This is a genomic window from Tatumella ptyseos, assembly GCF_030552895.1.
GTDB lineage: Bacteria > Pseudomonadota > Gammaproteobacteria > Enterobacterales > Enterobacteriaceae > Rosenbergiella > Rosenbergiella ptyseos_A.
Genome location: NZ_CP130649.1, coordinates 1,949,498 through 1,971,399, shown reverse-complemented (window position 1 = coordinate 1,971,399; position 21,902 = coordinate 1,949,498). Strand labels below are relative to the sequence as shown.

Sequence of the window (21,902 nt, the reverse complement as noted above, 5' to 3'; positions counted from 1 at the left end):
TCGCGTCAAACCGAGCCTTACTTGAGCATGTTGACTATGGCTACAATTCATGTAGACGGAAAAGAGTATCAGGTAGACGGTGCAGAGAACTTGCTACAAGCTTGTCTCTCCATGGGCCTTGATATTCCCTATTTTTGCTGGCACCCAGCACTGGGTAGCGTCGGTGCATGTCGTCAATGCGCGGTAAAGCAATATCAAAATGCCGAAGATACCCGTGGGCGTCTGGTGATGTCGTGTATGACACCCGCTGCCGACGGCACCTTTATCTCGATTGATGATGCTGAAGCGCGTGAATTCCGAGAAAGTGTGGTGGAGTGGTTGATGACCAATCACCCGCATGATTGCCCGGTGTGTGAAGAAGGCGGAAACTGCCATCTCCAAGATATGACCGTTATGACCGGCCATAACTTCCGTCGCTACCGTTTCACCAAACGTACCCACCAAAACCAAGATTTAGGGCCTTTCATCTCTCATGAGATGAACCGCTGTATTGCGTGCTATCGCTGTGTGCGTTACTACAAAGATTACGCCGGCGGCACCGACCTTGGGGTTTACGGTGCGCACGATAATGTCTACTTTGGTCGTACCGAATCAGGCACATTAGAGAGCGAATTTTCAGGCAACCTCGTCGAAGTCTGTCCGACAGGCGTATTCACCGATAAAACGCACTCTGAACGCTATAACCGCAAATGGGATATGCAGTATGCGCCTAGCATCTGTCACCAATGTAGTATTGGCTGTAATACCAGCCCCGGTGAGCGTTATGGTGAACTGCGTCGTATAGAAAACCGTTTTAATGGTAGTGTAAACCACTACTTCCTCTGTGACCGTGGCCGTTTTGGTTATGGTTATGTCAATCGCGACGACCGTCCTCGTCACCCACAACTCCGTCATGGCGAAAACTGGGTCACCATGAACGCTGAACAAGCGATTACGGCAAGTGCCGATCTGCTGCGTCAGGCAAAACGTGTGGTCGGTATCGGTTCAGGCCGCGCGAGCGTAGAGAGCAATTTCGCACTGCAACAACTGGTGGGAGCGGAGAATTTCTCTACCGGGATGACTGCTGCCGAGCAGCGTCGGGTTGAATTAATTATCGATATCCTGCAGAACCGTGGCCTCTATACACCGTCACTGCGTGAAATTGAAAATTATGATGCGGTGTTGGTACTAGGCGAAGATTTAACACAGGTCGGTGCCCGTGTCTCACTCTCTGTCCGTCAAGCAGTAAAAGGCAAAGCACGCGAATTAGCTGCGGCGCAGAAAGTCGCCGATTGGCAGATTGCTGCGATTCTGAATATCGGACAGCATGCAAAGCATCCTCTCTTTATGACCACGGCACAGCCGACCCGGCTTGATGATATTGCAGCGTGGAACTACTGCGCACCGGTCGAAGATCAAGCCCGACTGGGCTTTGCCATCGCGCATGCGATTGACGGTTCGGCCCCTGCGGTAAGCGATTTTGATACCCGCCTAACCGCCAAGGTCGATGTGATTGTTCAAGCATTGAGTGGCGCTAAAAAACCACTGATTATTGCCGGTACTCATGCTGGGAGTGACGATCTGCTCCATGCAGCGGCTAATGTTGCTCAAGCACTTAAGGCACAAGGAAATGAAGTAGGGATTACACTATTGGCTCCGCAAGCTAACAGTATCGGGCTTGGATTACTGGGTGGTCAACCGCTGGAGTCAGTGTTGGCTATGCTTACCGAAGGGGAAGCTGATGCTGTAGTGGTGATGGAAAATGATCTTTATCGTCACCTACCGGCTACTATTGTCGATACCGCCTTGAGTCGTGCTGATCAGGTAGTGGTGCTTGACCACCAAGCCACCTCAACATTGGCGAAGGCTTCTGTTATTCTCTCTGCAGCGAGCTTCGCTGAAGCAGACGGAACCTTGATCAACCAAGAAGGGCGTGCACAGCGTTTCTTCCAAGTGTATGACCCCGCCTATTACGATACTACTGTCACCCAACTTGAGAGCTGGCGCTGGCTTCATGCCTTAGAGCGTGCCGTAAATCGCCGGGAAACCGATTGGTCTCAGCTCGATCATGTCATTGATGCTGTGATTGCGGAAAAACCTTTCCTCAATGCCATCAAGGATGCCGCGCCGGATGCGTCATTCCGTATCCGTGGTCAGAAACTCGCCCGTTCACCGCACCGTTCCAGTGGCCGTACCGCGATGCGCGCTAACATCAGTGTGCACGAACCGCGTCAGCCACAAGATAAAGACACTATGTTTGCCTTCTCAATGGAAGGTAACAACCAGCCGCAAGCACCGCGCTCACAGATTCCTTTTGCTTGGTCGCCAGGTTGGAACTCGCCACAAGCTTGGAATAAATTCCAAGATGAAGTGGGTGGACACCTACGTCATGGTGATCCTGGTGTGCGTCTCTTTGATGGTCAAGGCACTGGTGGGGAGTGGTTTACGGCGATTCCGTCGGCGTACCAACCTCAAGCACAATGGCGTGTCGTACCGTTATGGCGTCTCTTTGGTAGTGAAGAACTCTCACAGCGTTCAGAAGTCTTTGCCCAGCGCAGTGCGCCTGCGGAAGTCGTTTTACATCCTGAGGATGCTCAGAAGCTAGGTTTACAAGCCGGGCAATCTGTCAATTTACATGCACTAGGGGTTGGCTTGACCTTGCCATTGCGTCTTTCTGATAGCTTAACGCAAGGATTAGTTGGCCTCCCAGTCGGGATGCCAGGCATTCCTCCTTACTTAAGTGGGGCAGAGGTGGAGATGTTGCAGGAGGCACAAGCATGAGCTGGTTCACACCTGAAGTGATCGATGTCATTCTGCAAGTAGTAAAATCAGTCGTGATTTTACTGGTGGTTGTGGCGTGTGGCGCATTTATGAGCTTTGCGGAGCGTCGTTTGCTGGGCTTATTCCAAAACCGGTACGGGCCTAACCGTGTCGGTTGGGGAGGCTCGCTACAACTTGCGGCAGACATGATTAAGATGTTCTTTAAGGAAGACTGGGTTCCTCCTTTCACTGACCGTGCGATCTTCACTATGGCGCCGGTTATCGCTTTTGTCTCCTTACTGCTGGCCTTTGTTATTGTTCCTGTCTCGCCAACCTGGAAAGTGACTGATCTTAACATCGGTCTGCTATTTTTCCTGATGATGGCCGGTTTGGCGGTCTATGCCGTATTGTTTGCTGGCTGGTCAAGTAACAACAAATACTCGCTACTGGGTGCGATGCGTGCATCAGCGCAAACACTCAGTTACGAGGTGTTCCTTGGGTTATCCCTGATGGGCGTTGTGGCACAAGCCGGTTCTTTCAATATGACCGATATCGTCAACAGTCAGACACATCTATGGAATATCATCCCGCAATTCTTCGGGTTTGTGACGTTCTGTATTGCTGGCGTGGCGGTCTGTCACCGACATCCTTTTGACCAACCCGAAGCTGAGCAAGAGCTGGCGGACGGTTATCACATCGAATATGCCGGAATGAAGTTTGGCCTATTCTTTGTCGGCGAATATGTAGCGATCACCACCGTTTCAGCACTGATTGTCACCCTGTTCTTCGGGGGATGGCATGGGCCTTGGTTACCGCCATTTATCTGGTTCGCCTTGAAAACAGCCTTCTTTATGATGATGTTTATCTTGATCCGTGCGGCGCTGCCTCGTCCACGTTATGACCAGGTAATGACTTTTGGTTGGACAGTATGTTTGCCACTGACGTTATTGAATTTGCTGGCGACCGCAGCCGTCATTCTCTATAGCGCGCAGTAAGGAATAACACCATGAAAATAAAAGATATAGTGGTGGGTTTTGGAACCCAAGTCCGAAGTATTTGGATGATTGGGATGCATGCCTTTGCCAAGCGTGAAACACAGATGTACCCAGAAGAGCCGGTTTATTTACCGCCACGCTATCGTGGGCGGATTGTGCTAACGCGCGATCCGGATGGTGAAGAACGTTGTGTTGCCTGTAACTTATGTGCTGTTGCCTGTCCGGTAGGCTGTATTTCACTACAAAAAGCCGAGATGGATGATGGCCGTTGGTATCCTGAGTTTTTCCGGATTAACTTTTCTCGTTGTATTTTCTGTGGCCTTTGCGAAGAAGCTTGTCCTACGACAGCAATTCAATTAACGCCTGATTTTGAGCTAGGAGAGTTTAAACGCCAGGATCTTGTCTATGAAAAAGAAGATTTATTAATTTCAGGACCCGGCAAATATCCTGAATATAACTTCTATCGCATGGCAGGTATGGCGATTGACGGCAAAGAGAAGGGCTCTGCAGAAAACGAAGCCAAACCTATCGATGTTAAAGGCTTATTACCCTAAGGAGTCGGGCATGGAATTTGCGTTTTATCTTTGCGGCATTATTGCCATTCTGGCAACGCTGCGTGTCATTACACATAGCAACCCGATTCATGCGTTGTTGTACCTTATCGTGTCGCTTCTCGCTATTGCAGGCGTGTTTTTCTCTCTTGGCGCTTACTTTGCCGGAGCATTGGAAATCATCGTCTACGCGGGGGCGATCATGGTGCTGTTTGTCTTCGTTGTGATGATGCTCAATTTAGGTAAAAGTACGGTACAACAAGAGCGTGAGTGGTTAAAACCAGCGTTATGGATTGGCCCAGGCGCCATCGCATTATTGCTGTTAATCGTTATCGTTCGGTCGATTTTAACCATTAACGATCAAGGCATTGATGGAACGGTCATTGCAGCGAAAGAAGTGGGAATTAGCCTATTCGGCCCGTATGTCCTCGCGGTTGAATTAGCGTCAATGTTATTACTGGCCGGTGTTGTGGTGGCGTATCACTTAGGACGCGAAGAGCGCCGGGGTGAAGTCTTGGCTAACCGCGAAGATGATCGGGCAGATAACGAGAAGGAGAACCGTTCATGATCCCGTTACAACATGGATTAATTCTTGCGGCGATTTTATTCGTCATGGGGTTCACCTCCATTATCTTACGTCGCAATTTGCTATTTATGCTGATTGGACTTGAGATCATGATCAATGCAGCAGCCTTAGCATTGGTGGTGGCAGGAAGTTATTGGGGACAAGCAGATGGGCAAGTGATGTATATCTTGGCCATCAGTTTAGCTGCGGCGGAAGCAAGTATTGGCCTAGCCTTATTACTCCAACTCCATCGTCGTCGTCAGACACTCAACATTGACTCAGTGAGCGAGATGCGCGGATGAACCTACTCTATTTAACCGTCCTTTTTCCCTTAATTGGCTTCGTATTACTGGCGTTCTCTCGCGGTCGTTGGAGTGAAAATCTTTCCGCAACAGTGGGGATAGGTTCGATCGGTCTGGCAGCATTAACCACGCTATATGTCGGGATGGACTTTTTTGCCCACGGACGCGCGGTATTTGAACAAACACTCTGGACTTGGATGAGTGTGCCACCCTTCAATATTCCTGTGCGCTTCACCTTAGATGGTCTCTCTATGACCATGCTATCGGTTGTCACTGGAGTAGGCTTTTTCATTCATATGTTTGCATCATGGTATATGCGCGGTGAAGAGGGCTATTCGCGTTTCTTCGCTTATACCAACCTGTTTATCGCGAGCATGGTCGTGTTGGTGCTTGCCGATAACTTGATGCTGATGTATTTAGGCTGGGAAGGGGTAGGGCTATGTTCCTATCTATTAATCGGTTTCTACTATACCAATCCTGATAACGGTAAAGCGGCCATGAAGGCCTTTATTATTACGCGTGTCGGCGATGTGTTCTTAGCCTTTGCCTTATTCATTATTTATAACGAATTAGGGACGTTGAACTTCCGTGAAGTTGTGGAACTCGCTCCACAACATTTCGCAGCGGATAACCATATGCTGCAGTGGGCAACCTTAATGTTATTAGGGGGAGCTGTTGGTAAATCGGCGCAATTGCCACTGCAAACCTGGTTAGCAGACGCAATGGCTGGCCCGACTCCGGTTTCCGCACTGATCCATGCGGCAACCATGGTGACGGCAGGTGTTTACCTCATTGCTCGTACACATGGTCTGTTCCTGCTCACCCCAGAAGTGCTTCATTTAGTTGGGATCGTTGGGGCAGTCACCCTAGTTTTGGCGGGCTTTGCGGCATTAGTGCAAACTGATATCAAGCGGGTATTAGCTTACTCAACCATGAGCCAAATTGGTTATATGTTTTTGGCACTGGGCGTCCAAGCATGGGATGCGGCGATTTTCCATCTAATGACTCATGCTTTCTTTAAAGCATTACTGTTCCTCTCTTCTGGGTCAGTCATTTTGGCCTGTCACCATGAGCAGAATATTTTCAAAATGGGTGGTCTACGCAAATCCATTCCACTGGTCTATATCTGCTTCCTAGTAGGGGGGGCGGCACTCTCTGCGTTACCAATCATTACTGCAGGTTTCTACAGTAAGGATGAAATTCTGTTCGGTGCCATGGCGAATGGTCATCACGGGTTGATGATTGCTGGCCTAGTAGGAGCATTCTTGACGTCCATTTACACCTTCCGGATGATCTTTATCGTTTTCCACGGTGAAGAGAAAATTAAGGCACATGCTGGTAAGGGGATCACTCACCATTTACCACTACTGGTGTTGTTAGTGCTATCGACTTTTGTTGGCGCCATGATTACTCCACCGCTAGCGGGCGTTCTGCCAGAGAATCATTTCTCTTCTGAAGGGAAAGAGATGCTGGAGATGGTATCCGGTAGCGTAGCCATTGTCGGTATTCTGATTGCAGCAGCGTTGTGGTTAGGAAAGCGTCGTTTAGTAAATGCCGTGGCAGCCAGTGGACCAGGGCGTTTCCTGTCGACCTGGTGGTTTGCGGCATGGGGATTCGATTGGCTCTACGACCTACTGTTTGTGAAGACCTTTAAAGCCGTGGGCTGGTTACTGAAGTCCGATCCGCTTAATGCGTTAATGAATCTCTTTGCTGTGTTCTCTCGGCTCTTCAATCGTGGATTAGTGGTCGGTGAGAATGGTTATGTGCGTTGGTACTTGGCGTCAATGGGTATCGGTGCAGTGGTTGTGCTAGCGTTACTGCTGGTGATCTAGGGTGCGTAGGTAAGGGCGAATACTTTATCGCCTTTACCTCCAAGCGTAATTTTTTTGAGCAATATGACTCAGAATCACTAAAAAAGGGAACTCTACGCCGTGTTACTACCTTGGCTAATTATCCTCCCCTTCGTTGGCGGCTTACTCTGCTGGCTGGCTGAACGCTTAGGCGTTAAAGTACCGCGCTGGGTTGCGCTCGTCACAATGGGGCTAACGCTAGCGCTTGCTTTGCAACTTTGGTCGCAAGGCGGGTTTTCATTTACTCAAACTTCAGGTGTTGATCACTGGCAGTCATCGTTTACTGCACAATGGATCCCGCGTTTTGGGATTAACTTCCACCTTGCTATTGATGGACTGTCGCTATTAATGGTAGTGCTTACTGCGCTGCTCGGTTTAATGGCGGTACTCTGCTCTTGGCAAGAGATACAGAAACGCCAAGGGTTTTTCTACCTAAATCTAATGTGGATTTTAGGCGGGGTAATGGGGGTCTTCCTCTCACTGGATATGTTCCTTTTCTTCTTCTTCTGGGAACTGATGCTGGTGCCGATGTACTTCCTCATTGCCTTGTGGGGGCATAAAGCCTCTGACGGCAAGACACGCATTTCGGCTGCGACTAAGTTCTTTATCTACACTCAAGCATCCGGTCTTGTGATGCTGATTGCGATCCTTGGCTTAGTATTTACGCATTACTCGGCAACCGGGGTATGGACCTTTGCGTATGAGCAACTGCTCAATACACCTATGTCCCATAATGTGCAATATTTGCTGATGCTGGGTTTCTTTATCGCCTTTGCCGTAAAAATGCCTATTGTTCCGCTGCATGGTTGGTTACCGGATGCACACAGCCAAGCACCGACTGCGGGTTCTGTCGATTTAGCCGGTATCCTGTTAAAAACTGCAGCTTATGGACTATTACGTTTCAGCCTACCACTGTTTCCGCAAGCGTCTGCAGAGTTCGCGCCTATTGCGATGGGACTTGGGCTAATCGGCATTTTCTACGGTGCGTGGATGGCTTTCACCCAAACCGATATCAAACGTTTGATCGCCTATAGCTCGATTTCACATATGGGTTTTGTAGTAATAGCCATTTTTACCGGCAGCCAACTTGCTTATCAAGGCGCAGTGGTCCAGATGATTGCGCACGGACTTTCCTCCGCAGCGCTGTTCATTCTTTGTGGCCAGCTCTATGAGCGTCTGCATACCCGTGATATGCGCCAAATGGGCGGATTATGGGCACGTATTAAATGGATCCCCGCGATGTCGCTGTTCTTTGCTGTGGCTAATCTTGGCATGCCCGGTACCGGTAACTTCGCAGGCGAATTTATGATTTTGACCGGTAGTTTCCAAGTGGTGCCAGTGATTATTGTGATTGCGACCTTTGGCTTAGTCTTTGCCTCGGTTTACTCATTAATCATGATGCAGCGAGCCTATTACGGCGCGCCTAAGTCCGAAACCCCGCTAGCGGCGATGAATGCACGTGAATTCACCATGATCTTGATTTTAGTGGTATTGGTAGTGTTGTTAGGAATATTCCCGCAACCGATTCTCGATACTTCTTCGTCAACCATGGGTGCCATACAGCACTGGTTTAACGCTTCACTTACAATGACAAGGCAGTAATCCGCCATGACAATAACTTCTCAACAATTGATCTCGCTGCTACCAATGTTAATCGTTGGATTGACTGTGGTAGTGGTGATGCTCTCCATTGCTTGGCGTCGCAATCATTTTCTCAATGCAACGCTAACGGTGATTGGGCTTAACCTTGCGCTATTTTCCATCTGGATCCCAGCGCATCAATCGGTGACGACTGTTACGGATTTATTAAGGTCTGACCATTACGCTTTCTTCTACAGTGGATTAGTGATCTTAGCGAGTTTGGCTACCTGTACTTTTGCCTATCGTTGGCTCGAGCATTATAGCGACCATAAAGATGAATTTTATCTATTAGTCTTGATTGCGGGCCTTGGTGGAATTGTCTTGGCGTACGCGGATCACTTCGCTTCACTGTTCATTGGCGTAGAATTGCTATCGTTGCCGTTATTTGGTTTAGTCGGTTATGCCTTCCAACAAAAACGGTCATTGGAAGCGGCGCTTAAGTATATGATCCTGTCCGCGGCAGCTTCATCGTTTATGCTATTCGGTATCGCACTGATCTATGCAGCGAGCGGTAGCCTTGGCTTCCCAGCCTTGGCAAAAGCCCTAGCGGATGGCGTCGTTGAGCAACCGTTATTGATAACCGGTTTTGGTCTATTAATTATCGGGTTAGGTTTTAAATTGTCCTTGGTGCCGTTTCATTTATGGACCCCTGATGTGTATCAAGGTGCTCCTGCGCCGGTTTCAGCTTTCTTGGCCACAGCCAGTAAAATTGGGATCTTTGCGGTATTGATTCGTTTGTTTGTCTCCATCCCAGTCGCCGATAATGAATCGATTCGAGTCGTACTGATTGTGATTGCCTTAGCCTCCATGCTAGTGGGTAACTTGATGGCGATTTCGCAAAGTAATATCAAGCGCTTAATGGGGTATTCATCGATTGCGCATCTCGGCTATTTATTGATTGCCTTGATTGCAACACCATCGCACCAACTCTCCTTGGAAGCGACAGGGATTTACCTGATTGGCTATCTGTTCAGCAGTTTGATTGCCTTCGGTGTGATAAGCCTAATGTCTTCACCGACCAATGGTAGCGATACCGATTCACTGTACTCATACCGTGGATTATTCTGGCAGCGCCCAGTACTGGCGAGTGTGATGGCAGTTTCGATGCTCTCTTTAGCAGGGATCCCGTCGACCTTCGGCTTTATCGGTAAATTTTATTTGTTAGCGAACGGTGTTCAGGCTCAGCTGTGGTGGCTCACTGCAGCGGTAGTCGTGGGGAGCGCAATTGGTCTCTATTATTACTTACGGGTGACAGTCAGCTTGTTCTTGAAAGGGCCAGAACAACGTAGTCGCGATACCAATAATAATTGGGCTTATACTGCTGGGGGGATTGTTGTACTACTCTCTGCCGTAGTGATCATTATTGCTGGCTTCTATCCTCAACCCTTAATTACCTTAGTTCAAATGGCTCAACCGCTATTATAAGGTTTTGTTTTGCACCGAAAAGCCCTCGGGCCGAGTAGGTGCTTGATCTACACTCTTTTCTTCCCCTTATAACACCTTTCCTCTGAACGTAGCACGCCGCTTGCGAGAGTTAATCGCTACTTTTTAATGCTATAAAATAAGGAAAAATCGATGTAGAGGGACAGCCCGGCTGCACCAGGCTGTGGGAGAGGTATTAGATGGATTTATTCTTCAAGTGATGGAGGGATTGGCCCACTAATTGTTTACACTGGTCGATTTTTTCATCGGACGGATTTTGTGCTAACTGTGGATTATTTTTCAATACATGGTTGAAGGCTAAACGCACTTCGTTACCGACGTTCATGGTATTAGCATCACTTTCAGCGATAGGGTGTGCATTCAATTTAATATGAGTACATACGCCGGCAATTTGTTCGCCTTCTGACTGACCAGCAGCCATGTTTGCCATAGCCGAACCACTCACTAACACCCCAATAATCAATAAACCAGCTTTACGCATAGCGATTTCCTTTTGTTATAGTAAAAAATTGAGCGAGAGTAAAATAATAGTAGGTGATAATTTCGAAGCTTGCCTATTTTTACTATAGCAAATACTTGTGGCTGGCGAAGGGCATCAAAGCGGAAGTCATGAGAGAGAAAAGTTGCCCGAATCACTGAGTTTGTGATTCGGGGAGGGGGATTAATTACCTGCCGTCATCTTACGGTCATCAACATATTTACGTTGATCGGCCGCTGGTGGGAAGTATTGATATAACCATGTTTCAGAGAGCGTTTGATCCTTAGTCCGTAGGAACATACGCATGTTAACTGGCGTGGTGCTATCACTATTTGGATACCAATCAAACAGAATACGATAAGTATTGGTAGGTTCGACATACAGGATTTCAACCTGCTTAAAGGTGCCGGAGGAGACGGTGATCACCGGTTCAATCCCTTTTGGTGCAGCGTCTTTTAATTCGGCGCCAGTAAAGTCGACAGCAAAACGACGACACCAAGTGTCAGGGAAGTGCTCGCCCGGTGCCCAGCCTTCCGGGAATCCACCCATACCAGTACGCGTAGCGACCACACGGGATAGATGACTCTCAACAGGTGGTAGGGCGCTCCAATAGAGATTATAAGAAAAATCAACTTCAGTTCCCGCTTTAATCGCGGCAGCGGGTTGCCAGAAGCAAACCACGTTGTCGAGTGTTTCTCCGGTCGTTGGAATCTCCATTAGGTTAATGGCACCTTTACCCCAACTACCAATCGGTTCTACCCACAGACTCGGTCGTTTGTCATACCAGCCGATAACATCTTGATAATCGTTAAAGTCATGATTGAGCTGTAATAACCCAAAACCTTTGGGATTTTCGTCTGTGAAGTCGTTAAAAGATAACTGGCGTGGATTATTTAGCGGCCGGCAAATCCACTCGCCTTTACCTGTCCACATTGCGAGACGATCAGAGTCATGAATTTGAGGATGATAGGTGTTACACATTCTACGCTCGTTAGTGCCGCAACTAAACATACTTGTCATCGGAGCGATACCTAACTGTTCGATATCCTTACGCGCATAAAGGCTATTTTCAATTTTCATTACGGTACGTTTATCTTCGCACGCAATGGTGAATTTGTAAGCGCCGGTTAGGCTAGCGCCATCCAATAGAGCGTACACTACGAAAGTGGTAGCATCGGCTTTCGGAGTCTCAAACCAGAATGCGGTAAAATCAGGGAACTCTTCGTGTTGAGTCAGGGTATTTACCGCTACGCCTCGTGCAGAGAGTCCATATTGGAAGGTATCATCCACCGCCCGGAAGTAACTGGCGCCTAAAAATGCCACGATATCTCGACGGGCTAGTTCAGGAGCTTTAAATGCTCGGAATCCAGCAAAACCTAAATCAGTTTTCCCTTGTAACTGTTTTACATCAACATTGGCGTCATGATAATTGAAAAGTTCTGGCCGAAAATGGATCTCCCGCGCATCTTGGCTGGCGGTATCAATGGAGAACATTCTAATACGACGTTTAAATCCCATCCCGACGTGGAAAAATTGCACGTCCAACTGTCGATGTGGGACATTAGCCCATAACGAATGTTTCGCGTCATATTGAATACTGTTATAGGCCTGCGGGGTGAGATTGGCTAGGGTAGCAGGGAGTGGGCCGGGCGCGCCGGACCAAGCAGTGCTGGCGAGTTGTTTAGCATGTGCTTTCAACTTATCAAAGCTAAATTGTTTTGCTGTGCCATCGGCAATCCCATCCGCTGCCCACACCTGATTTGATAACAATCCTGAGATCCCAGAAAGGCCACCTAACGTGGATAATGCAACTGAGGCTTTAACAAACTTTCTACGATTCATGCCAAAAACATTTCCTTAGCGCTATGAAAGAATGGAGGAAGGTATCCTCCGCGATAGAGTATTTCAGATACTATAACGTGCTTAAAATTCGTTTTACTACTGCTTTTAAGAGTAATCCTGTTAATCGATATTCTTGCATAAAATTAAGGGATAAGCAGCGTGTGCTAAGATTAATAAAGCGTAGCACCGATAAATAAAAAGCGTGCAATTCGTTGTCGGTCATTCACTTACTTAATCTGATGAGGAGATTCTATGTCTAAGAAGCATCAACAGGAACATCTACAACAGCAATTATCTGCGCTAGCTGAAAGTGTTGAGGCGTTATTGGCAGCGGAAGTTGACCTAACGGATACCTACTATCTTGGTTTAAAAGCTAAAGCAGAGCAGGCGCTCGACCAAGCGCGTGAGTCTCTCGAGTCCAGTAAAGAAGGGCTTATTGCAAAAAGTCGCCGAAGAGTGAAAGGCATCAATCAATTCGTCACCGAATGTCCATGGCGTTCACTCGCATTAGGATGGGCAGCTGGCATGATTTGCGGTATTGTTTCAGCCAAACGTTAGATAATATGGGGTTGGATCAATGAAGGTCGAAATGTTGTCCACGGGCGACGAAGTACTACATGGTGAAATTGTCGATACCAACGCCGTCTGGCTTGCCAGTACGTTTTACGAGGCGGGTTATGCGATGACGTTTCGTACAACCTCTGGAGATTGCTTAGCAACGTTGGTGGAAACGCTTCAGCAACGTAGCCAAGTTGCCGATGTGTTGATCGTGAACGGCGGGCTAGGACCGACCAGCGATGATTTTACCGCACAAGCGGCCGCGCAAGCGGCTGGTGTCGAACTAGTGCGTAACCCGCAATGGTTGCAAGAAATAGAGACCTTCTTTGCCCGTAGGGGACGGGAGATGGCGGCGATCAATCTTAAGCAAGCTGATATCCCTGAATCAGCGGAAATGCTACCGAATGGTAACGGGACTGCCTGCGGCTTTCGCCTCGAGTTAAATGATTGCCAAATCTTTTTCACTCCTGGGCCACCTGCTGAATTTAAATTAATGATCACCGAACAGGTATTACCAAGACTTCTTCACTACTTCCCTACGCCTAGAAAATTAACCTGCTTACGATTGACCACTTTTGGTCGTGGTGAAAGCGCTATTGCCGCCATGCTCAATGATATCACCTTGCCCGCCAACACAACCTTAGGCTATCGTGCAGCCGCTCCTATTGTGGAAATAAAACTTAGCGGTAATCAGCGTCAACAAGTCGAAATGGAAAATTGTTGGCAAGAGATTAAGTTAAGAGTTAAGGACTTTGTCCTCTTCGAAGGTAAGGGAGGCTTCGCGGCAGAAATCGCAACATTGATGGGCCCACACTATTACCCGTTGCAATTAAGTGAAGGGATCTCAGCCGGATTACTGAATTGGACATTAGCGAAGGGGGGCGTTCCACTCATCGGGGCAAGTATTCAGGCGAATAATGAAAAAGTTGATTTTCAGAGTTGGGCGACACAAATGACTGCTAAGCTGGCGGACCAGGCGCTATTCTTGGCGATAAGCCCTATGATAAAGGACCGTGAAGTAGGTTTGTTACTCGTTACTCCCCAGCAATCCTACTCTTTTCACGCGATAATTTCTGAAGCCTTACTGAACGTACCTCAACGTTTACAAGAGGTCTTAGTCTTGCAGGCCATGTATTTACTCCATCGCTGGTTAACATCACAACCTGTAACCCTGATCTATCAAGGGTTGGATCCTGTTCTGAAGTAAATCGTCGTCGATAACCTAAAGTTCGATCTCAATATCGCCATCGGGTTGGCAACAGCAGGGTAAAATTTCCCCCTGCTGAATAAATGCTAAGGGCTGGTTTGCATAACAAACTTGCCCCTTACATAACTTCACCCGACAAGATCCGCAGTAACCCTCGCGGCACTGATATTCGACGTTCAGTTGATGATGCTCTAAGGTTTGCAGCAGGCTGGAGTGATGGAGCTCTGGCTCCACCATCTTTCCAGAATGACTTAATGTTATGCGCGCGGGTTTAGTCGCCATAATTACAGTTCGAAGTCGTTGAAACCATCAGTATCGACAACGCTATCAATCTGGCCGACAAGATAAGAACTTACTTCAACTTCTTGTGGAGCCACTTGCACGTTATCGGAGACTAACCAAGAGTTAATCCAAGGAATTGGGTTAGAGCGCGTTTTGAACGGTAATTCAAGACCCACTGCATGCATACGAATGTTGGTAATATATTCGATGTACTGGCAGAGAATATCTTTATTCATACCGATCATGGAACCATCACGGAATAGGTATTCTGCCCACTCCTTCTCTTGCTCAGCAGCTTTCTTAAACAGTTCAAAACACTCTTGCTCACACTCAGCAGCGATCTCTTTCATTTCCGGATCATCTTCACCGCTGCGAAGAAGATTCAGCATATGTTGCGTCCCCGTTAGGTGCAGGGCTTCATCTCGAGCAATGAGACGGATAATTTTCGCGTTCCCTTCCATCAGTTCACGCTCGGCAAACGCGAACGAACACGCAAAGCTTACGTAGAAGCGAATCGCCTCGAGGGCATTTACACTCATTAAGCAAAGGTAGAGTTGTTTCTTCAGCTCACGTAGTGAAACGGTAACAGTTTTGCCCTCGACTTGATGGCTTCCTTCACCTAATAAATGCCAATAGTTGGTCATTTCAATCAGGTCGTCGTAGTACTTAGAAATATCTTCAGCACGACGTAGGATCTGGTCATTGGTCACGATATCATCGAAGACGAGTGCCGGATCGTTGACGATATTACGAATAATGTGGGTGTAAGAGCGCGAGTGAATCGTCTCAGAGAATGCCCAAGTTTCAACCCAAGTTTCCAGTTCAGGAATAGAGATTAACGGTAATAACGCGACGTTCGGACTACGTCCTTGAATCGAATCTAACAATGTTTGATATTTTAAGTTGCTGAGAAATATATGACGTTCGTGTTCAGGAAGTTTTTGAAAATCGATCCGATCGCGTGAAACATCAACTTCTTCTGGACGCCAAAAGAAGGAGAGTTGTTTTTCGATCAGTTTTTCAAAAATTTCATATTTTTGTTGGTCATAGCGTGCAACGTTGACGGGTTGACCAAAGAACATAGGTTCTTTGAGTTGATCATTTTTGTTTTGTGAGAAAGTGGTGTAAGCCATCGAGGTATCCCAATTTTAGCAAATAAGAAAATGTTGAAGGTAAGCAGGACGTTGCCTGCTTACCTAAAGTCGGTTCAGTAATTAGATCTTACATGCTCCGCCTGCACAGCCATCGTCTTCCGCTTCAGGTAACAGATCTTCTTGGGAGTCTTCGGCACCGTCACGGGTGTTTTGATAGTAAAGTGTCTTAACCCCAAATTTGTACGCAGTTAGCAAATCTTTTAACAGCTGCTGCATCGGGACTTTCCCACCGGTATAACGAGTTGGGTCGTAGTTAGTATTGGATGAGATTGCTTGATCGACAAACTTCTGCATAATCCCAACTAGTTGTAAATAACCATCGTTAGAAGGCATTTCCCACAGCAGCTCATACTGGTCTTGTAAACGTTCATACTCTGGAACGACTTGGCGTAGGATACCGTCTTTCGACGCCTTGATACTGACATAGCCGCGTGGAGGCTCAATACCATTGGTTGCATTAGAAATCTGCGAGGAGGTTTCTGATGGCATCAATGCGGAGAGCGTTGAGTTACGTAAGCCATGCGTCTTAATCTCTTCACGCAAGCTTTCCCAATCTAAATGCAGAGGCTCGTTACTGATCGCGTCCAAATCCTTTTTATAGGTATCGATCGGTAAGATTCCTGCAGCATAGGTGGTATCGTTGAACCACGGGCAAGCACCTGCTTCTTTCGCTAATTGGTTTGAGGCTTTCAAAAGGTAATATTGAATGGCTTCAAAGGTTTTATGCGTCAAGTTATTAGCAGAACCATCAGAATAGCGCTTACCGTGTTTCGCTAAGTAGTAAGCAAAGTTAATCACGCCGATACCCAGTGTACGACGACCCATCGCGCCGCGTTCTGCAGCAATCAGCGGGTAATCTTGGTAATCGAGTAGGGCATCCAGTGCACGCACGGCGAGGGTGGCTAATTCTTCCAGTTCACTCAGATCGTTAATCGCACCTAAGTTGAAAGCAGATAGCGTACACAACGCAATTTCGCCATTCTCATCATTGATATCGTTTAACGGCTTAGTAGGCAGTGCGATCTCTAAACAGAGATTCGACTGACGTACAGGGGCCACCGCCGGATCAAATGGGCTATGGGTATTGCAATGGTCAACGTTTTGAATATAGATACGGCCGGTTGAAGCACGTTCTTGCATCATCAAAGCAAATAGATCGACGGCTTTGATTTTTTGTTTACGAATGGTCTCGTCTGCTTCGTATTGAGTATAAAGACGTTCGAATTCAGCTTGGTCAGCGAAGAAGGCGTCGTATAAACCTGGAACGTCCGATGGGCTGAATAGGGTAATATCCCCGCCTTTTACTAGGCGTTGGTACATCAATTTATTGATCTGTACACCGTAATCAAGATGGCGTACACGGTTACCTTCAACACCACGGTTGTTCTTAAGTACTAATAAGCTTTCGATTTCCAAATGCCACATTGGGTAGAAGAGCGTTGCGGCACCGCCACGTACTCCACCTTGTGAACAGGATTTTACGGCTGTTTGGAAATGTTTGTAGAAAGGGATGCAACCGGTATGGAATGCTTCGCCACCGCGGATAGGGCTACCTAATGCACGAATTCTGCCCGCGTTGATACCGATCCCTGCACGTTGTGAGACGTACTTAACGATAGCGCTAGAGGTTGCATTAATAGAGTCCAAGCTATCGCCACACTCGATAAGCACACAGGAGCTGAACTGGCGAGTCGGCGTACGTACCCCAGCCATAATTGGCGTAGGTAAGGAAATTTTAAAGGTCGATACGGCGTCATAGAAACGGCGGATATAATCCAGTCGAGTCTCTTTCGGATAAGCAGAGAACAGGCAGGCTGCGACCAAGATATATAAAAACTGTGCACTCTCGTAGATATCACCAGTGACACGGTTTTGAACTAAATATTTCCCTTCCAACTGCTTCACTGCGGCATAAGAGAAATTCATATCACGCCAGTGATCAATGTAGCTGTCGAGTTCAGCGAACTCTTCTTCAGTGTAATCGTTCAGCAGGTGAGCATCGTATTTACCTAGCCCAACCATCTTTTTGACATGGTCGAGTAAAACCGGGGGTTCAAATTGACCGTAGGCTTTTTTACGCAGATGGAAAATAGCCAGGCGGGCGGCTAAGTATTGATAGTCTGGTGCATCACGCGAAATCAGATCCGCTGCCGCTTTGATGATAGTTTCATGAATATCAGAGGTCTTGATGCCATCATAAAACTGGATATGAGAGCGTAGTTCAACTTGTGAAACGGAGACATTGTTTAATCCCTCAGCAGCCCAATCAAGTACTCGATGTATCTTATCCAAGTTGATACGTTCTTGCTGGCCATTGCGTTTAGTCACGAGCAGACTCTGATTCATGCAGGATTTTCCTATTGTTACGGAAGGCTTAGGACGCTACCTATCAACAAAGTTATGCACAGTCGTATTTGTGAATAAGACTGTGGATAAACACTACATGTAGTGTCTTGCTGCTGATGAGGTAACAATATAGTGTTTTATTGTAGTGAGAATTAATCACTATACAAGTATAAATTTATACTAAGAATAGCTTGTTTTTTTCGAAAACCGCGTGGGTAAAGGGAGTGCGCCTTGTCAATAAACTCAGGCTTTTTTTTCATGCTTTATTCGTATGATTGTAATTCAGTCAAATTGATTATTCGCGCGACGATTTCCCTTCCTATCAAAGGAAGGGAAAGGACATTTAGCGAGGAAGTGGGAAGTGCGTATGGATCATATAGTTAACATCAACATTACCGCCTAATGAGAAACGGTTTGTGAAAGGGTTATAATGTAAACCAGTCATATCGCGCTCTTTTAGTGGGGTTTCATCTACCCAGCCTAATAATTCGGATGGACGAATGCATTTTTTGATGTCATGGGTACCTTTAGGGACCATACGTAAGACATATTCCGCACCGAAAATTGCCATGAGCCATGCTTTAGGGTTACGGTTGATCGTTGAGAAAAAGACTTCACCGCCTGGTTTAACTAATCGGGCACAAGCTAGAACGACAGAACGCGGATCTGGAACGTGCTCAAGCATCTCCATACAAGTGACCACATCGTAGTGCCCGGCGTACTGATCGGCATGTGCCTCTACGGTCTGTTGAACATAGTCGATAGTGACTTGACTTTCTAAAGCGTGCAGCCTTGCCACAGCGAGGGGTTCAGCCCCCATATCAAGGCCTACTACGTCAGCGCCTTCTTTTGCCATACTTTCGGCTAAGATGCCGCCACCGCAGCCAACATCTAAGACTTTCTTACCGTACAATCCTTGGCATTGCTGGGAAATGTATCCCAGACGTAAAGGGTTAATACGATGAAGTGGCTTAAACTCACCTTCTAGGTCCCACCAACGACTCGCAACCGCTTCAAATTTGGCAATTTCTTGTTGGTCAACGTTCTGTTTTTCGACTTCAAATTGGTCACTCATCGACACTTACTCCTAAGATATGTCAGCTCAGTATAAACGCTTCAACGCACTTCATCACCTAAGGATTACGATAAGTGGAGTAAGTGCTGTTGAGAGGTGCACCTGACGGGTGAAATGTGTTATGATTCCGTTCTTTATATTAGGTAATATTCTAGAGGGATAGCGGCTCCATGAGCGACCTTGCAAGAGAAATCACACCGGTTAATATCGAGGAAGAGCTAAAAACCTCTTACCTTGATTATGCCATGTCGGTCATTGTTGGCCGCGCGTTACCTGATGTCCGTGATGGATTGAAGCCTGTTCACCGTCGCGTGCTATTCGCGATGAACGAATTAAGTAACGACTGGAATAAACCATACAAAAAATCTGCCCGTGTCGTCGGTGACGTTATCGGTAAATATCATCCACACGGTGATTCTGCAGTCTATGATGCGATAGTTCGTATGGCGCAACCATTCTCCCTACGTTATATGTTGGTCGATGGCCAAGGTAACTTTGGGTCAATCGATGGTGACTCTGCTGCTGCGATGCGTTATACCGAAGTGCGCATGGCGAAAATTACCCATGAATTACTCGCCGATCTCGAAAAAGAGACCGTAGACTTTGTTCCTAACTATGATGGGAATGAACAAATCCCTGATGTTTTACCTACACGTGTCCCTAACCTATTAGTGAATGGGTCATCGGGTATCGCTGTCGGTATGGCGACCAATATTCCGCCCCATAACATGACGGAAGTGATTAACGGTACCTTGGCTTATATTGATGATAACGACATCTCCTTAGAAGCCTTAATGGAACATATTCCAGGACCTGACTTCCCGACCGCTGCGATTATTAATGGACGTCGTGGTATTGAAGAAGCTTACCGCACTGGTCGTGGTAAAATTTACATTCGTGCCCGGGGTGAAGTGCAGGCTGATGCCAAAACTGGCCGCGAAACGATTGTTATCCACGAGATCCCTTATCAAGTTAACAAAGCGCGTTTAATTGAGAAAATCGCGGAGTTAGTTAAAGACAAGCGGATCGAAGGGATTAGCGCACTGCGTGACGAATCTGATAAAGACGGTATGCGTATCGTTATCGAGATCAAACGCGATGCCGTAGGTGAAGTGGTTTTAAATAACCTTTACTCGCTGACGCAATTACAGACCTCGTTCGGTATCAATATGGTTGCCTTGCACCAAGGCCAACCTAAAATCATGCCGCTGAAGGATATTCTCGAAGCCTTCGTCCGTCACCGCCGTGAAGTGGTGACCCGCAGAACCATTTTTGAACTGCGTAAAGCGCGTGACCGTGCGCACATCTTAGAAGGCTTAGCGATAGCGCTAGCGAATATCGATCCGATCATCGAGCTAATCCGTCGTGCGCCAACACCTGCTGAAGCAAAAGCAGGCCTTATCGCGCAAGGCTGGGCATTAGGTAACGTTGCCGCAATGCTTGAAAAAGCAGGCAACGATGCAGCGCGTCCGGAGTGGTTAGAAGAGCAGTACGGTATTCGTGGAGATACTTATTTCCTCACCGAGCAACAAGCTCAAGCTATCCTTGACTTGCGCCTACAAAAGCTGACTGGTCTTGAGCACGAAAAACTGCTGGATGAGTACAAAGCGTTACTTGAAGAGATTGCCGAGCTTCTGCATATCCTCGGTAGCGGTGAGCGACTAATGGAAGTGATTCGTGAAGAGCTGGAAGCCGTACGCGAACAGTTTGGTGACGAACGTCGTACTGAAATTACCGCAAACAGCGCTGATATTAATATCGAAGATTTGATTAACCAAGAAGATGTCGTGGTCACCTTATCGCATCAAGGTTATGTCAAATATCAACCGTTATCAGACTACGAAGCGCAACGCCGTGGTGGTAAAGGTAAGTCGGCAGCACGTATTAAAGACGAAGACTTTATTGATCGATTGCTGGTGGCTAACACTCACGATACGATCCTCTGCTTCTCTTCACGAGGACGCCTTTACTGGATGAAGGTTTATCAGTTACCTGAGGCAAGTCGTGGCGCACGGGGCCGTCCGATCGTCAACCTACTGCCACTTGAGGCTAACGAGCGGATCACCGCGATTCTGCCGGTAAAAGAGTACGCAGAAGGGGTCAACGTCTTTATGGCAACGGCGAGCGGTACCGTGAAGAAAACGGCACTGACTGACTTTAGCCGTCCAAGAAGTGCGGGGATCATTGCGATTAACCTGCGTGATGATGACTCGTTGATCGGCGTTGCCTTAACTAAAGGCGAAGATGAGGCGATGTTATTCTCGGCTGCCGGTAAAGTCGTTCGTTTCTCTGAGCAAGCAGTTAGAACGATGGGCCGTACCGCAGCAGGTGTTCGTGGTATTAAATTAGCACCAGAAGATCAAGTCGTTTCATTGATTATTCCTGATGCAGAAGGAGCGATCATGACCGTGACGGAAAACGGTTTTGGTAAGCGTACCGCAACGCAAGAATATCCAACAAAGTCGCGGGCAACCCAAGGGGTTATTTCGATTAAAGTGACTGAGCGTAATGGTCCGGTGATTGGTGCGGTACAAGTTGTTGATAGTGACCAGATCATGATGATCACCGATGCAGGAACTTTAGTCAGAACCCGTGTCTCGGAAGTCAGTATTGTGGGTCGTAACACCCAAGGTGTTATCCTGATTCGCACTGCCGACGATGAGAAAGTCGTTGGGTTACAACGTGTCGCTGAACCTGTTGCAGAAGAGGAACTCGACGCAATTGATGGTTCTGTTCCTGAAGGCGAAGACAGTTTACCCCCTGAAGTCGATAACGAGGACGATGAAGTTATCGATGATGAGTGATAAACTCGCCCCATAAATAAAAAAGGCATCGTAAGATGCCTTTTTTAATCCTGCCATGGCCTATTATGTC

17 protein-coding genes are annotated in these 21,902 nt (G+C 47.3%); 11 read left to right on the top strand and 6 right to left on the bottom strand.

Annotation, left to right across the window (positions count from 1 at the left end; translation table 11 throughout):
• Positions 1 to 36 precede the first annotated feature (36 nt).
• From nuoG to nuoN, 8 genes are all read left to right on the top strand, one after another.
• Positions 37 to 2,760: an NADH-quinone oxidoreductase subunit NuoG gene (gene nuoG, locus QJR74_RS09310; protein ID WP_304371574.1), complete on the top strand. Its 2,724-nt coding sequence runs from the start codon at positions 37 to 39 to the stop codon at positions 2,758 to 2,760.
• A complete protein-coding gene (nuoH, locus tag QJR74_RS09305) occupies positions 2,757 to 3,734 on the top strand; it encodes an NADH-quinone oxidoreductase subunit NuoH (RefSeq protein WP_304371573.1) in 978 nt (325 codons plus the stop codon). The genes nuoG and nuoH overlap by 4 nt, the downstream gene beginning before the upstream one ends.
• Before the next feature lie 11 nt (positions 3,735 to 3,745).
• On the top strand, positions 3,746 to 4,288 hold the full coding sequence (nuoI, locus tag QJR74_RS09300) for an NADH-quinone oxidoreductase subunit NuoI (RefSeq protein WP_048912310.1): 543 nt from the start codon (positions 3,746 to 3,748) through the stop codon (positions 4,286 to 4,288).
• A gap of 10 nt (positions 4,289 to 4,298) precedes the next feature.
• Entirely contained in the window at positions 4,299 to 4,853 is a 555-nt protein-coding gene (gene nuoJ / locus QJR74_RS09295; RefSeq protein ID WP_304371572.1) for an NADH-quinone oxidoreductase subunit J, read from the top strand.
• Complete coding sequence (nuoK, locus tag QJR74_RS09290) at positions 4,850 to 5,152, top strand: NADH-quinone oxidoreductase subunit NuoK (RefSeq protein ID WP_048912308.1); 303 nt, start codon at positions 4,850 to 4,852, stop codon at positions 5,150 to 5,152. The genes nuoJ and nuoK overlap by 4 nt, the downstream gene beginning before the upstream one ends.
• On the top strand, positions 5,149 to 6,984 hold the full coding sequence (gene nuoL, locus QJR74_RS09285) for an NADH-quinone oxidoreductase subunit L (RefSeq protein ID WP_304371571.1): 1,836 nt from the start codon (positions 5,149 to 5,151) through the stop codon (positions 6,982 to 6,984). Before nuoK ends, nuoL begins: the two co-directional genes overlap by 4 nt.
• A gap of 99 nt (positions 6,985 to 7,083) precedes the next feature.
• Positions 7,084 to 8,604, top strand: a complete 1,521-nt coding sequence (gene nuoM, locus QJR74_RS09280; protein WP_304371570.1) for an NADH-quinone oxidoreductase subunit M — start codon at positions 7,084 to 7,086, stop codon at positions 8,602 to 8,604.
• 6 nt (positions 8,605 to 8,610) lie between these two features.
• A complete protein-coding gene (nuoN, locus tag QJR74_RS09275) occupies positions 8,611 to 10,068 on the top strand; it encodes an NADH-quinone oxidoreductase subunit NuoN (RefSeq protein ID WP_304371569.1) in 1,458 nt (485 codons plus the stop codon).
• A 193-nt stretch (positions 10,069 to 10,261) separates the two neighbouring features.
• Here the strand turns inward: nuoN and QJR74_RS09270 are convergent, their stop codons facing one another.
• Together QJR74_RS09270 and QJR74_RS09265 are read right to left on the bottom strand one after the other, a co-directional pair.
• Entirely contained in the window at positions 10,262 to 10,567 is a 306-nt protein-coding gene (locus tag QJR74_RS09270) for a hypothetical protein (protein WP_304371568.1), read from the bottom strand.
• A gap of 180 nt (positions 10,568 to 10,747) precedes the next feature.
• Entirely contained in the window at positions 10,748 to 12,406 is a 1,659-nt protein-coding gene (locus QJR74_RS09265) for a glucan biosynthesis protein D (protein ID WP_304371567.1), read from the bottom strand.
• 252 nt (positions 12,407 to 12,658) lie between these two features.
• Here QJR74_RS09265 and QJR74_RS09260 point away from each other — a divergent pair, with 252 nt between their 5' ends.
• Complete coding sequence (locus tag QJR74_RS09260; RefSeq protein ID WP_304371566.1) at positions 12,659 to 12,964, top strand: hypothetical protein; 306 nt, start codon at positions 12,659 to 12,661, stop codon at positions 12,962 to 12,964.
• 19 nt (positions 12,965 to 12,983) lie between these two features.
• On the top strand, positions 12,984 to 14,171 hold the full coding sequence (locus QJR74_RS09255; protein ID WP_304371565.1) for a CinA family nicotinamide mononucleotide deamidase-related protein: 1,188 nt from the start codon (positions 12,984 to 12,986) through the stop codon (positions 14,169 to 14,171).
• 15 nt (positions 14,172 to 14,186) lie between these two features.
• Here QJR74_RS09255 and yfaE read toward each other — a convergent pair whose 3' ends face one another.
• The 4 genes from yfaE to ubiG all read right to left on the bottom strand — a co-directional run bounded on the left by yfaE (position 14,187) and on the right by ubiG (position 19,028).
• A complete protein-coding gene (yfaE, locus tag QJR74_RS09250) occupies positions 14,187 to 14,408 on the bottom strand; it encodes a class I ribonucleotide reductase maintenance protein YfaE (protein ID WP_304374010.1) in 222 nt (73 codons plus the stop codon).
• A gap of 47 nt (positions 14,409 to 14,455) precedes the next feature.
• A complete protein-coding gene (nrdB, locus tag QJR74_RS09245) occupies positions 14,456 to 15,586 on the bottom strand; it encodes a class Ia ribonucleoside-diphosphate reductase subunit beta (protein WP_304371564.1) in 1,131 nt (376 codons plus the stop codon).
• An 81-nt stretch (positions 15,587 to 15,667) separates the two neighbouring features.
• Entirely contained in the window at positions 15,668 to 17,953 is a 2,286-nt protein-coding gene (gene nrdA, locus QJR74_RS09240) for a class 1a ribonucleoside-diphosphate reductase subunit alpha (protein WP_304371563.1), read from the bottom strand.
• Positions 17,954 to 18,296: 343 nt separating this feature from the next.
• The gene (gene ubiG, locus QJR74_RS09235) at positions 18,297 to 19,028 is read right to left on the bottom strand and encodes a bifunctional 2-polyprenyl-6-hydroxyphenol methylase/3-demethylubiquinol 3-O-methyltransferase UbiG (protein ID WP_304371562.1); all 732 of its coding nucleotides are present in this window, start codon (positions 19,026 to 19,028) and stop codon (positions 18,297 to 18,299) included.
• 170 nt (positions 19,029 to 19,198) lie between these two features.
• On the opposite strand from ubiG, the gene gyrA reads away from it, so the two are divergent.
• Entirely contained in the window at positions 19,199 to 21,832 is a 2,634-nt protein-coding gene (gene gyrA, locus QJR74_RS09230) for a DNA topoisomerase (ATP-hydrolyzing) subunit A (protein ID WP_304371561.1), read from the top strand.
• The last annotated feature ends 70 nt before the right edge of the window (positions 21,833 to 21,902 follow it).

Excerpts from the sequence above, each read along its gene's own strand:
- nuoG (WP_304371574.1), top strand. The coding sequence starts at position 37 with ATGGCTACAATTCATGTAGACGGAAAAGAGTATCAGGTAGACGGTGCA.
- nuoH (WP_304371573.1), top strand. The coding sequence starts at position 2,757 with ATGAGCTGGTTCACACCTGAAGTGATCGATGTCATTCTGCAAGTAGTA.
- nuoI (WP_048912310.1), top strand. The coding sequence starts at position 3,746 with ATGAAAATAAAAGATATAGTGGTGGGTTTTGGAACCCAAGTCCGAAGT.
- nuoJ (WP_304371572.1), top strand. The coding sequence starts at position 4,299 with ATGGAATTTGCGTTTTATCTTTGCGGCATTATTGCCATTCTGGCAACG.
- nuoK (WP_048912308.1), top strand. The coding sequence starts at position 4,850 with ATGATCCCGTTACAACATGGATTAATTCTTGCGGCGATTTTATTCGTC.
- nuoL (WP_304371571.1), top strand. The coding sequence starts at position 5,149 with ATGAACCTACTCTATTTAACCGTCCTTTTTCCCTTAATTGGCTTCGTA.
- nuoN (WP_304371569.1), top strand. The coding sequence starts at position 8,611 with ATGACAATAACTTCTCAACAATTGATCTCGCTGCTACCAATGTTAATC.
- QJR74_RS09270 (WP_304371568.1), bottom strand. The coding sequence starts at position 10,567 with ATGCGTAAAGCTGGTTTATTGATTATTGGGGTGTTAGTGAGTGGTTCG.
- QJR74_RS09265 (WP_304371567.1), bottom strand. The coding sequence starts at position 12,406 with ATGAATCGTAGAAAGTTTGTTAAAGCCTCAGTTGCATTATCCACGTTA.
- QJR74_RS09260 (WP_304371566.1), top strand. The coding sequence starts at position 12,659 with ATGTCTAAGAAGCATCAACAGGAACATCTACAACAGCAATTATCTGCG.
- QJR74_RS09255 (WP_304371565.1), top strand. The coding sequence starts at position 12,984 with ATGAAGGTCGAAATGTTGTCCACGGGCGACGAAGTACTACATGGTGAA.
- yfaE (WP_304374010.1), bottom strand. The coding sequence starts at position 14,408 with ATGGTGGAGCCAGAGCTCCATCACTCCAGCCTGCTGCAAACCTTAGAG.
- nrdB (WP_304371564.1), bottom strand. The coding sequence starts at position 15,586 with ATGGCTTACACCACTTTCTCACAAAACAAAAATGATCAACTCAAAGAA.
- nrdA (WP_304371563.1), bottom strand. The coding sequence starts at position 17,953 with ATGAATCAGAGTCTGCTCGTGACTAAACGCAATGGCCAGCAAGAACGT.
- ubiG (WP_304371562.1), bottom strand. The coding sequence starts at position 19,028 with ATGAGTGACCAATTTGAAGTCGAAAAACAGAACGTTGACCAACAAGAA.
- gyrA (WP_304371561.1), top strand. The coding sequence starts at position 19,199 with ATGAGCGACCTTGCAAGAGAAATCACACCGGTTAATATCGAGGAAGAG.